Origin of the sequence: Streptomyces sp. NBC_00859 (genome assembly GCF_045161865.1) — a bacterium.
Classification (GTDB): domain Bacteria; phylum Actinomycetota; class Actinomycetes; order Streptomycetales; family Streptomycetaceae; genus Streptomyces.
This window is the reverse complement of record NZ_CP108826.1, coordinates 7938121-7950482: the sequence shown is the minus strand read 5'-3', so window position 1 is coordinate 7950482 and position 12362 is coordinate 7938121. Positions and strand designations below refer to the sequence as shown.

The window sequence follows — 12362 nt, the reverse complement described above, 5'->3', positions numbered from 1 at the left end:
CACGTGGCCACTCTCCAACTCTGGAAGTGCCATAATCTTCCCTGACTGCCCGTCAATTGGTCTATGCCAATCTTAACCCAGAGAGGACACTGAAAACCTTGATGACACCCAGTCAATTCCACGGAGATGAATGCCGCTAAAAAACCTCTACGCAGGAGCCAACTGGGCCTGCGAAGATATCGCCATTCCCCGCTACCAATACGGCCAGAAGCCCATATACGGCGAGGGTCCGAGTCCTCACGGCGGATGCACCCACGGACCGCACTCGACTGGTAGGTCAACGCAAAAGGTGGTGCCTGGCAGGCACCACCTTTATTACGTCCGCTCCTCTATGAGCTCGTAACACGATCATGATCGGGCCTTCTTGAGTCGTCTCCAGCAAATGAGGCCGCAGGCGAGCGAGAGGAAGGCATCGTGGAGTTCGGTGCGACGTTCCCAGCGGACGGCGAGACGTTTGAAGTGGTGGAGCAGGGCGAAGGTCTGCTCGTCGACGTAGCGGAGCTTGCCGATGCCCTTGATGTTGGGTGAGCCCTTGCGGGAGATGACGGGCAGGATCCGTCGGTGACGGAGCTCGTCGCGGTTGGGGTTGGAGTCGTAGCCCTTGTCGCCGAGCAAGGCTTCTGGTCGTCGGCGGGGCCGGCCGGGGCGGCCCCGCGACGAGTGGGATGCCGTCGACCAGGGCGAGGGTCTGGGTGACGTCGTTGACGTTGGCCGCGGTAGTGATGACCTTGAGCGGGGTGCCGCGTCCGTCGCAGATCAGGTGGTGTTTGCTGCCCGTCTTCCGCCGGTCGACCGGCGACGGACCGGTGTCGGGTCCCCCTTTTTCACACGGATGTGAGAGCCGTCCACGCACGCCCGCGACCAGTCGAGCTCGCCGGCCGCGTTCAGCTCGGCGAGCAGGACCCGGTGCAGCCGGTCGAAAGCCCCTGCCTTTTGCCACCGGTCCAGCCGCCGCCAGCATGTCTGTCCCGAGCCGAACCCCAGCTCAACCGGGCGCAGTTGCCAGGCTATGTCGTTGTAGAGGACGAATAGGATGCCCTGCAGGCAGAGCCGGTCCGACACCGGCCGCGGTCCCGGCGACCGATCCGGCCACGGCGGCAGCAACGGTTCGATCAACGCCCACAACTCATCGTCCACGATCCACGGTCGAGTACCCACACCCTCACGAACGGCCGAATCATCACACCGGTTACGCCCAACCAGCCCACATCAACAAGTCCCTGTTACGAGCTCTAGGCCCGGTTTTTCCGGGCCGTCACCCACGCGGCGAAGTCCTCGACGCCGCCGATGAGTGCCTCAAACCGGAATGAGTGGAAGAGGTCGAAAGCGTGGTGGGCACCCGGTAGTTCGACGTACACGATCGGCGAGGTGGAGACCGACCCCAGAGCGGTGACAAGAGCCCTGGGGTTCTCCGTGTCCACCAGCTCGTCCAGGTCCCCGTGCGCGATGAGGAATGGTGGTGCATCCGTCCGGACGAGGTTCACCGGCGAGGTCGCCGGGTCGCCGTCGAAGTACTCCGCGAGAAAACCGTTGAGCACGACGGCGGCGGTCACGGAGGTGTCCGCCTCCTCGAACCCGGGCTGGTAGGCCGGCTCATTGGGGGTGAGTGCTGCCTGAGCCGCCATGTGCCCACCCGCGGAGCTCCCCGCCACGAACACGGCCGCCGCAGGCGCCGCGCCGTACTCCGCTGCGTGTTCGCGCGCCCAGGAGATGACCCTCTTCGCGTCGATCAGATGGGCGGGATGCGGGAAGTCGGGGCGCAGCCGGTAGTTGGCGCTGATGCAGACCCAGCCCTGGCTGGCGAGCCGGTAGAGGAGGGGCAGCGACTGAGTGTTCTTCCGACCCTGGTCGTAGTGGCCACCATGGAAGTGGATCATTACGGGGCCGCCCTCGGGGCGTGAGCGGTGGTGGTAGACGTCGAGGAGGTTGCGACGGCCTGCGTCCCCGTAGCTGAGGTTCCCCACCCGCTTGACGTCACGGCGGCGGCGAAGGACGGGCCTGAGCAGGATGCGTGCCAGCGGCGGCCGGCGATGTGTCCCTGTCCCGACGCCGAGCGCGTCGTCCAAGGCGACACGTACCACGGACGCCGCCCGCATTCCGCGCAGGGTGACCACCACAAGCCCGGCAGCCGCGGCCCCTGCCACCCCGACGTTCACCCGGTCGGAGGTAGTGGTGATGTCGCCCTCGGAGAAGGCCAGTGCCGTGGAGGCCACCAACGCGTAGAGAGCGAGGTGCGGGATCTCGTTGAAGACCAGGCCGAGCCGGTAGCTGAAGTAGAAGAGCGGTTTCGGCCCGCGTATGCGGGCCAGACAGAACACCACGATCAGTACGGCCAACACCACGGTCACCAGATAGCCCACAGCCACCACATCACCCCGTTCGACAGTCGACCTGACAAACCCCTTCTGTGGTACCACGGTTGGGATGATGCGGGAGGGTGAAGTGCTCGCTGCGAAGGTGTACTTGAGTAGCTTCCCGTCCAAGCCGCAGGCGGGGCGCAACGGTGGGGCAACGGTTCGATCAGCACCCAGAGCTCGTCGTCCAGGGTCGAGTACCCACACCCTCAGAACGGCCAAATCGTCTCACCGGCGACGCCCCACCCGCACACTTCAGCAAGATCGTGTTACGAGTTCTATGCGGATTTCACGCTTCGATTCCGATGGATCCGACGTATGCGTATGCCGCATAATCGGTGATGATGTCGTCCCAGATGTCATCCAGGGTGCCCATGTCGCCCTTTCCCCAAGCGTCGACCATGTCATCCCAGACGTACCGGGCCTGCACGGAGCGTTCACTGACGCTCGGCCGGCGATAGCGCTCGTCCACGTATGTCTGGTCCACCGGGTAGATCTCGATGCGCCGACCGCGACCCTCGTTGTCGAGCAGGCGCTTGAGCGCCCGTCAGACAGACCACTTCAAGGGCTCGTTGTCGAAACCCTGGGAGTACGTGACCGAGGTGATCTTCGCGTCGGCCGGCAGCACGTACGGCTCGCACACGGTGCGCTGCTCACCCGGCTTCCAGATGTCCTCGCCGGCGAGTTCGCGGCTACCGTCGTTGCCGAGACAGTCCTTCGGTCTGCTGCTCAGGTCTCCCATCATGATGATGAGCGGCTGTGCGGCGCTCCCGTTGGCCTCGGCACCGACGTTGCTCATCACCAGCGGTGAGTTGATCCCGTAGTGGCCGATGTTCTTCGCTTTCACGTAGACCCAGGCGACCTTCTGTCCCTCGTACTTGCTCTGGTCGTCGAGCTCTTTGAGGTCTGCGGCGTCGCCCTCGACCACCTTCGTCGGGGTGATCAGGAACTTCGACGTCTTCTTGTATTTGGTGATCTCCTGCGCGGGTCCGGGCCGGCCGAGGTTGAGGTGCTGGGGCTTGGGTGAGGTGCTGCCCAAGCCGGTGTCGTTGGTTGTCGCTCCGCATGCGGTCAGGGTGCATGCGGTAGCCACCAGGGCAACGGCCGGGGTGAAGCGTCGGCGGTGCCCGGCCTGTACGGATCGTGATGTGTTCATTGGGTTGTCCCCCGTGTAGTGCGTATCCCGGTCTGGCGGGACATCTGTTTCCCATGGATCGTGCAGAGGTGAGACAAGTCGTCGCGGTTGAGAGGTGTCAACTGACCGGCGCCTGCCGGGCAGAGGCAGTGCACCTCGTTCTTCCCGCTTCGAGCGGTTCGGCAAGGGTGCACCACGCATGAAGCGATTCGCCGATACCTTCGTATCCCGGCAAAGGCGGTGTGGACTCTGACGGGCTGCCGCGGTCTCGGCGCCCGCTGAGGAACGTCCTGCGCTGCGGCTGAGCGGTCAGGTGCCTGCTACGAGGCGACGGTGCTGGTCGCAGCCGTGAACGAGTGGCTGTAACCATCGCCGTCGAACCGGCGTCAGACGACGTCGAATTCGTTGCCCTCGGGGTCCTGCATCGCGGCGGCGTAGAGCCCCGTCTCCGGCTCATCCTTGATCCGCAGCACGGTGGCCCCCGCTTTGACCAGCCGTTCCACCGTGGCCTTGACCCGCTGCGTGCGGACGTCCAGCGGGACGTCACGGCCCCCACCGGCTTTTAGATCGAAGTGCCAACGGTTCTTGGCAACCTTCGGCTCCGGGACCTGCTGGAACCAGACCCTCGGGCCATGTCCCGCGGGATCGATGATCGACTCGGGGATGTCTCCTGCACCGGCCGGCAATTCAGCCTCGGGCACTCCCAGCGCAGCCCAGTAAGCACGCCACGTGGCGTGCCCGCCCGGCGGAGGCTCAACCACGTAGCCCAGGGCCTCGACCCAGAAGGTCACCATTCGCTGCGGATCGGAGCAGTCGATCGTCAGCTGCACTGTCATCTCCATGCTCGGAGCATCCCAGGCTGGTCTGGCAGGCGATCTGCTTTCGCAACTGGCCTTCGTGCGTATGACGGCTCTGCCGCTCCTACCGTCACGCGCGCACTGTTTCAGGCGCCGATGCCGATGGAGCCGACGTAGGCGTATGCGGCGTAGTCGGAGTCGAGGTCGGTGATGATGTCGTCCCAGATGTCATCCAGGGTGCCCATGTCGCCCTTTCCCCAAGCGTCGACCATGTCATCCCAGACGTACCGGGCCTGCACGGAGCGTTCACTGACGCTCGGCCGGCGATAGCGCTCGTCCACGTATGTCTGGTCCACCGGGTAGATCTCGATGCGCCGACCGCGGCCCTCGTTGTCGAGCAGGCGCTTGAGCGCGCCCGAGCGGACGAGGTTGTCCCGGCGACGTTCCTGGTAGGCCCTGTCGACGGCTTCCAGCTTGGCGCGGCTGGGGTGTGCGCCGCGCTCCCAGGAGCGCAGGAGGCGGGCGCTGACGCCGTGCTCGCGCAGGACTTCGCGGCCGGGCCGACTGTTGAGGTAGCGGAGTCGGGCGGAGAGTCCGCGGTTGGTTGTCACCGGTGAGGCGATGCCGCCTTCCCGGGCGATGCGGTCCAGTTCGGCCGCGAGGGCGCGTGCGCCGCTCATGCCCTGGGCGCCGTACTTCTGCCACTCGCCCCACAGGTCGGTAGCTCCGCCGGACATGGTCTACTCCCCCAGCGTGTAGATGGACTTCGCCTTGACCTGTGACAGGTCGCGGCCTTCTGGGAACACGGTTTTCCAGTCTCCGGCGATGTGTAGTTCGTCGGTGCCTGACATTTGAACGACCGTCAGTCCTGAGGTGTGTGCTTTATGCGCTTTCAGCCACAGGTTCGCGAATGCTTGCGAGCGAATGATGTGCATCCAGTCGGGGCGCCGGATTTCCCGGTTCGCGCTGCTCTCGCCGATCGTGGACACAAACTTAGAATACATGGATTTCACGTATTCCAGGGCCAGTTCGTCATTCTTCGAAATGGATTCCTTGCGCACTTCCGCGAGAGTGCGGCGCATCTTTTCCAACAGCCCTTCGGAGGCGCCGGATGTCCATGATTCGTGAATGACAGGAGCCTCGGAGTATCCCAACTTGGCGCACCGAAGCAGGAGCCTAAGCGTGGGTTCCGTGACCCACAGGTCCCCCGGCTCTTTCCGTGCGCCGAGCGGTGAGGGGAGGTCCGGCTGCTCCCAGACGGCCGGAGTGACCCGGTGGATACCGGAGCGCTTCGCGTCGTGGCGGTCGCCCTCGGAGTGCACCAACTTCCCGATCGGCAACCACGTCTTCAGCGCGCTGAGATAGGCCGCATTCATGTCCAGGGCCGTCACCTCCAGGCGGACGTGCCCGCCGCGCGCGGCACGGTGCAGCTCCTCCGAGCGCCATTTCGGCCGGGCCTCCCAGACCTGATCCGCACCCTTTTGTGAGGCCTTCTTGAGGATCCCGGCTGTGGGCGGGAACTCGGAGTGCTCGTAGCGGCCGCCGACCCGCGAGGCGGCGAACAAGGCCATCACGTCCGGGATCGCGGCCTTGATGAGTGCGGCTCGCGCGGCCTCCAGGTCCCCGCCGTGCGCGGCCAGCTCCTCCCGGACGCGCCCGTGGACGCGGTCCGCGAGCGGGCCGGCGGGCGGGGCCACCCGCTTCGGGGCCGGCAGGGCTGCGGGCTCCGGGGCCGGGGCCGGGGGCGCAGGCTCGGCTCCGGCGGGGGTCGGGGCGTCGGGTGGAGGCAGGGTCTGCTGTCCGCCGGTCGCGATGCGGTCGGCGGGCAGTTTCGTCAGGGCGTGGGTGGGACCGGCGAGGAGGTCCAGTACGGGCATTCCCCAGTGAGCGGCGAGGCGGTCGCAGTCCGTGAGAGTCCACGCGGCCTTGCCGCTCTGCCTGCGGCTGACCTGGCCCTGTGTCAGGCCCAGGGCGGTCGCCAGTGCGGACTGCTGCTCGCCGGTGCGGTGTGCGAGCGCGGTCACCGTCACCCGCAGGGTTTCCTCGGTACTCATCAGCATGACTACACCCTATCAATACTATGGCTATTCCGCATAGAACATGCGGAATAGCCATACCGGATGCTTGCCTCGGATGCCCTGTGGCCGGAGAGCTTCCGGGGCAGGTAGTCACCGCCGGGCCCTGGCCGCGATGAGAGCCCGAGGGTGAGCAGCGCCGCCGCGACTCCCACAGCGAACGTCAGCGGCTCTTGCAGTGCCGGGTGCGCGTGGACGAGGAACCTCCGAAGGCATACGCCAGGAGCGTCAGCAGTACACCGATCGCGGCCAGTGTCCACCAACCCGATCGAGACGGGAGCGGCTGGTGGTGGCACTGGCCCAGGGGTCGGGCGGCGGGCGCGCCGGGGCCGGGGTGGTCTGCGCAGGCGCGATCGGGGCCGGGGTAGTCATGACGGATAGCTCCTTCGCATGACGGATAGCTCCTTCGGTGGATGGGGGATGCGCTGGCGCCACAGTCCGCGATCCGGAGGCGTCGGCGGCGCGTCATCCCTTACGGGCTGTCCCGCGATTGGTCATGAGGCGTGTTGGCCTGGAGGTTCGGCCGGTGGTTGGTTCAGCGGGTCATCGGACGGACGGGCACGAGTTCGGTGCTCGTCCGGCGCTGGGTGGTGCGCTTGGCGGCGCGGTCGGAGGCCAGGCCGGCGACCGCTGCGTGGGTTTCGCCGTAGGCGCCACATTGCCCGGTGTATCTCTGGAGCGGACGCCACTGTGGAGTTCGGCGTTGGCGTGTTCGACGCGGATCCGGCATGAGGACTGGCGGCGTTTGCGCTCGCGCCAGCGGTAGTACTCGGTGACCGGCAGGTCGTCCAAGTCCTTCGGTCGTCGTGGCGGGGCTGAGATCTGGTTGGGGAACTCGTTCGCAAGGCCCCGATAGCCGTCGTCCACCTATGCCTTAACGCCAGGGTGGAGGCGAAACTGCTCGGCCATGCCCTCGGTGCGCTCGCAGGTCTGGTCATGCATCCGGCCCGGACGCACCGCTCCGGACCACAGCGTCCGGCCCTGCCCATCGCTGATCGTGGTCGTCTTGACCGTGTTCTTCTTGCGCTTGCCCGACTCAAACGCACGTCGGCCGGGCCGGTGTGCTCTGGGGCGCCTCACCTGGGTCTCCATCTCGTCGATCCGCAGGGTCACCCCCTCGGCCTCGGCATGGGCGAACACATCCTCCAATGTGCGCAGCCGCAGCCCGGGGCGCTGCGGCACCGCGAGCCCGCGGGCCGCGAGTAGTGGCCTCACCTCTGCCACCGCCCGGCCGATCGTCGACTTGCCTACCTGGTAGATGACGCCCAGCGCCTCATAGGTGAGCTTGGTCGGCAGGTGCACCAGCGTGGCCAGCTGCCGATCGGTGAACACCAACTCGTACTTCGGCCCGGCCCCCGCCTCACGTCGGCGCAAAGCCTGACGCCGGTCATGACGTTCGGACTCGCAGCGGGCCTCCCAGTGCCCAGTGAGCTCCGTGATCAGCTCGCCCAGGAGCCACTCCGGGACACCGCAGAAGGCGGGATGCGTCATCACCGCATGGATTTGATGGGTCATCACGATCCGGATAATTCGCACGAACATCCTGATGTTCCCAATCGTGACGAAGATCATCGCTCGCGGAAGAGCCCATAAATCCCAGGTGTCCCCTCCCGACCGCCCCGGTAGCGTGCGCCGGCATGACATCGGAACTGGAATACACGTGGGCCACCGCCGCGTTGCCGCGGCCACCGCCGCGTTGCCGATGCTCCGCTGGAACGCGTGGATCGCGGCCGGGGCGCCGCCGGCCCTGCCGAACGGCGCTGGGCTCGGAACCGGTGGAGCCGTGCCGGACGGCGGGGCTTCGCCTCGTCTGTCGCTTTGCCCGGATCCCGCGCGCACATGCGGTGAGCCTCTTCCGAGGAACAGGAAGGGCCGCCTCATAGGTACGGGATCAACTGGGCCCGCCGGAAGGGGAAAAGGCAGTGCCTCCGCACCTTGAGGGCATCCGGACGCGTCTGCCGGGACACCGGCTGTGTCCCCCGGTCTGCTGACCGGAGACCTGCTCTGCCGGTATTTTCGTACGGTGAGCCTATGGACTTCCCTTGAGCCGGCGTCAACCACCGTAGACGCGGGCGGTGCAGCCACCGTACGACTACGGCTTCGCAACACCGGCGACGTGGTTGACGAGTACCGCTTCGTCCCCGTCGGGGAGATCGCGCCCTACGTCGCTGTGGAGCCGCCGACCCTCCGGCTGTACCCGGGCACGACCGGAACCGTCCAACTCACCTTCGCGCCGCCGCGTACCCCGGACGCCACCGCCGGGCCCAACCCGTACGCCGTGCAGATCATTCCGACGGAGCACCCCGAGGCGACCGCGGTCCCCGAGGGCAACCTCACCATCACGCCGTTCACCGAGATACGGGCGGAACTCGTCCCGCACACCGTCAAGGGACGCTTCCGGGGGCGGCCCAAGCTCGCCATCGACAACATCGGCAACACCACGCTCACCGCTTCCATCGCGGGGAACGACAACGGCGACCAACTCTCGTACGACGTCCACCCCGCCAATGTCCAGATCGAGCCGGGGCGCGCCGCCTTCGTCAATGCGACGCTACGGCCCCGTCAGCTCATCTGGTTCGGCCACAAACAGCAGCGGCCCTACCGCCTGGCCGTACGCCGTTCCGGCACCGCGCCGCTCGACATCGAGGGCACGTACATCCAGCGCGGTTTTCTTCCCGGCTGGCTAGCCACCCTTCTCACCCTGCTGATCGCCCTCGCCGTCGTCTTTCTTGTGCTCTGGTTCACCAAGGCAGCTTCGGTCACCAGTCGGGCCACCCCGCAGGCCTCGCAGCCCGCCGTCACCGCCCTCGCCCCGCCGCCCACCTCAGTGCCTCCGGCGCCCAGCGATACGCCGTCCCCGTCAGCGACCGAGACGCAGGCCGAGGCCGGAGGCGGTGGAGGGGCGCCGGCCGAGCCGAAGGCCAAGCCCAAGCCGAAGGCGAAGCCCAAGCCGGACACCGCGTCGGTCGCTGTCACCAGGCTGAACGAGAAGGCGCCAGGCCGGCACGTCTGTTACCGGGCCTACGTGGCCGATATCGGCTGGCAGCACTCGGCGTGCGACGGCGCCATAGTCGGCACGCAGAACGAGGGCCGCTCCATCGAGGCCGTCAATATCGCCGTGTCGGGCAGCAGGGCCACGTCGGGCAACGCGTTCATGGAGACGGTCGGTTTCCCGCCCTCATGGACGTCCGCCGCGGAGAAGAAGGATTTGACGGTTGGGACCCCCGGCAAGGGCCTGCAGTTGGACCAGTTCACCATGAGCCTCAGTGACGGCGTCATCTGCGGCAACGCCTTCATCGAGAGGGACCAGTGGCTGGGAAAGCAGTGTGACAGCCCGGGTGGCGCGGCCCATTGGATCAGTGTCGGGGTCACTGGTCAGACACTCCACCTCGAAGCCTTCCAGCTCAAGATGGACAGCATGGACGGTGTGGGCAGCTAGGTGGGGGGTTCGTGATTCTTTGGGTTGGTCTGCTGTCGCCTGATGGTGTGGCGGCCGGGCGGAGTCGGCCGGTCCGCGGTTGGTGATCTGGTGATGTGACCGGGTGAGTGAACGCAAGCCGTACCCAGGTGACTTGCGTACAGGGCGCCACGGTCGCCGTCTTCGGCACGGTCACGCAGCGCCGCCTCCATGCCCTGCTCTCGAAGTGATCTGTTGAGTCTTCGACGTGCGTGGTTATCCGTGGGGGCGCGCTGCGTGAGTTCTGGAATCCGTTCCGCTCGGGCCAGTAGATCCATGTGCCACAGATGGTTGTTGTGCATGTCTGGATCGTCGGAGAAGCATTCGGCGTGGGCGCTTACCAGCGCGATCGCCACGTCCCAGTCCTGTAGCTGTTCCGCCGCCCGAGCCCGCTCCGACCAGTCCACGAGACGAGTATCGCCTGTGGCCCCACCGGGCAGCGCCTTTTGAAGTAACCGCTGATGAGCGCCCTTCAAGGCGAGGCACGGCCAAATGCTCACGAACCGCCCTGTGGGAGGTGTCCCGCTGGTCGAGGGCCAGGTAGGGCTTCTGGCGTGCCTTGGTGGGGTTCTCCGCCCACGGGCATGGGGTGGCGGTGGTGCGGTCCGGGGTACTTCGACCGGTGCGGTATCGGGGCCCGGCCCGGAGCCCGGAGTTACCGCTCGTGCGGGGCCTGTCGCCGTCCGTCGACAAGGCCGGACTCCCAGGCCCAGGCGGCGATCTCCACGCGGTTGCGGGCGGACAGTTTGGTCTGCACGTTGCCGAGGTGCGTCTTCACGGTGCCTACGGAGATGGACAGTTCGGTGGCGATTTCTGCGTTGGTCAGTCCCCGGGCCACCAGCCGCACCAGGTCTTTCTCGCGTGCGGAGAGCGCGGTGTGCGGCTCCCGGGGAGCGGGGACGGCGCTGTTGAGGCGCCGCAGCAACCGGACGGTGATGGCCGGGCTCACCAGCGCCTCGCCGGAGGCGGCTGCTCTGATGGCCTCGACCAGGAGGGCGGGGCCGGAGTCCTTGATCAGGAATCCGGAGGCCCCTTCGCTCAGGGCGCGTTGGACGTATTCGTCGTCGTCGAACGTGGTGACCACGACGATCTTCGGTGGGTCCACGGTGCCGGGGCGCGTCAGCCTGCGCAGGGCCTCCAGCCCGTCCATGCGGGGCATCCGGATGTCCATCAGCACCACGTCGGGCCGGTGGCGCTCGGCCAGTTCCACGGCATGCAGCCCGTCCGTGGCCTCTGCCACCACGTCGATGTCGTTCTCAGCGGCGAGGATCATCGCGAACCCGGCGCGGACCATGGCCTGGTCGTCGGCGATCAGTACGCGGATCGTCATAGGGCCACCGCTCCTGCCGTGGACACGGGGAGGGTCGCCTCGACGCCCCAGCCGCCGGCTGTCACCGGCCCCGCCTGGATGCTTCCGCCGATCAGGCTCACCCGCTCGGACAGGCCCTTCAGCCCGAAACCGTTGTGGGAGGCGTGGCGCGGGTGTCCGTCGTCGCTGATCCGTACGGTGAGCCGGCCCTGTGAGCGGTCCACGCATACCAGCACTTCGGTGCAGCCGTGGGCGTGTTTGCGTACGTTGGTGAGGGCTTCCATGACCACCCGGTGCGCGGTGGTGGTCACCTCCACGGGCAGGTCGTCGAAGGTCCCCGCCGTGTGAAGCAGGGCGCGGGCGCCGCCGACGGCCGAGAACTCCTCGACCAGTGACCGTACTTCGCCGATGCCGGCCAGGGGTGTCAGAGCCACTTCCCCGTCGGTGTCGCGCAGCATCCCCACCATGTACCGCATGGAGGTCAGTGCCTCCGAGCCCGCCTGTTCGATCCGCTGCAGCGCGGGTGGCAGCAGTTCGGGGCGCCGGCCGGCGATCGCCTGGGCTCCTTGTGCCTGTACGACGATGCCGGTCACGTGATGGGCGACGAAGTCGTGCAGGTCTCTGGCGAACTCCGTGCGCTGCTCCAGTCTGAGGGCTGCAGCCTGCCGGCGCCGGTCCACCAGCAGCAGACGCATGCCGAGGCCGGTGCCCAGCGCCGTGACTGCCGCCAGGGCGAAGAGGAGCGCCATGATGGTGGTGGACTGCCGCACCGAGACCGATACCGGCCGCAGCACGATGGCCATGCCGAGCAGAGGCAGAGCGGGGGTCGCCCACGACGGTTTCCCCCGTCGGGCGACCAGCAGCAGGAGCCACACGAGCGCGGCCGGTTCGGCGAATCCCAACGCCTGGGAGCTGCCCACCATTTCGAGGTGGATCCAGACCGAGAGGCACAGCGATCCGGCCGCGCACACGCAGGCGGCCACCGGCAGCGCCCGGCTGTCGAGTCGGGGTGAGACGACGGCGAGAGCGACGATCAGCAGGGCGCCGATCAGTTTGGCGGGGCCGCGGTAGTGGATCCAGTAGAGGCCGCCTGCCGAGTCGAGCACGACGAGGCCGATCAGGACCCCGGCGAGCAGCATCCATGCCGTGACGGGCAGTACCTGCGAACGCCCCGTCTCTCTTTTCCTTGTGTCCGTGGGTGTGGACGCTTCGTTCGCCGCTTGCACCATCTCTCG

At 67.0% G+C, this 12362-nt stretch carries 10 protein-coding genes and 1 pseudogene; 1 reads left to right on the top strand and 10 read right to left on the bottom strand.

Annotated elements, in window-relative coordinates; translation table 11 throughout:
- Positions 1-348: 348 nt before the first annotated feature.
- The 8 genes and pseudogenes from OG584_RS34890 to OG584_RS34855 form a co-directional block, all read right to left on the bottom strand.
- Positions 349-1140 (bottom strand): annotated as a pseudogene (locus tag OG584_RS34890) (IS5 family transposase).
- 92 nt (positions 1141-1232) lie between these two features.
- A complete protein-coding gene (locus OG584_RS34885) occupies positions 1233-2417 on the bottom strand; it encodes an alpha/beta hydrolase (protein ID WP_405773700.1) in 1185 nt (394 codons plus the stop codon).
- 226 nt (positions 2418-2643) lie between these two features.
- Complete coding sequence (locus OG584_RS34880) at positions 2644-2841, bottom strand: hypothetical protein (RefSeq protein WP_405773701.1); 198 nt, start codon at positions 2839-2841, stop codon at positions 2644-2646.
- A gap of 60 nt (positions 2842-2901) precedes the next feature.
- A complete protein-coding gene (locus OG584_RS34875) occupies positions 2902-3510 on the bottom strand; it encodes a hypothetical protein (protein WP_405773703.1) in 609 nt (202 codons plus the stop codon).
- A gap of 365 nt (positions 3511-3875) precedes the next feature.
- On the bottom strand, positions 3876-4331 hold the full coding sequence (locus OG584_RS34870; protein WP_405773705.1) for a VOC family protein: 456 nt from the start codon (positions 4329-4331) through the stop codon (positions 3876-3878).
- A gap of 101 nt (positions 4332-4432) precedes the next feature.
- Entirely contained in the window at positions 4433-5023 is a 591-nt protein-coding gene (locus OG584_RS34865) for a hypothetical protein (RefSeq protein ID WP_405773707.1), read from the bottom strand.
- 3 nt (positions 5024-5026) lie between these two features.
- Positions 5027-6346, bottom strand: a complete 1320-nt coding sequence (locus tag OG584_RS34860; RefSeq protein WP_405773709.1) for a helix-turn-helix domain-containing protein — start codon at positions 6344-6346, stop codon at positions 5027-5029.
- An 882-nt stretch (positions 6347-7228) separates the two neighbouring features.
- Entirely contained in the window at positions 7229-7933 is a 705-nt protein-coding gene (locus OG584_RS34855; protein WP_405773711.1) for a transposase family protein, read from the bottom strand.
- A 451-nt stretch (positions 7934-8384) separates the two neighbouring features.
- Here OG584_RS34855 and OG584_RS34850 point away from each other — a divergent pair, with 451 nt between their 5' ends.
- Positions 8385-9800 carry a hydrolase gene (locus OG584_RS34850; RefSeq protein WP_405773712.1) on the top strand — a complete coding sequence of 472 codons (1416 nt, stop codon included), beginning with the start codon at positions 8385-8387 and terminating at the stop codon, positions 9798-9800.
- A 673-nt stretch (positions 9801-10473) separates the two neighbouring features.
- Here OG584_RS34850 and OG584_RS34845 read toward each other — a convergent pair.
- Positions 10474-11148 carry a response regulator gene (locus OG584_RS34845; RefSeq protein WP_405773714.1) on the bottom strand — a complete coding sequence of 225 codons (675 nt, stop codon included), beginning with the start codon at positions 11146-11148 and terminating at the stop codon, positions 10474-10476.
- Entirely contained in the window at positions 11145-12356 is a 1212-nt protein-coding gene (locus OG584_RS34840) for a sensor histidine kinase (RefSeq protein ID WP_405773716.1), read from the bottom strand. The genes OG584_RS34845 and OG584_RS34840 overlap by 4 nt, the downstream gene beginning before the upstream one ends.
- Positions 12357-12362: the final 6 nt, after the last annotated feature.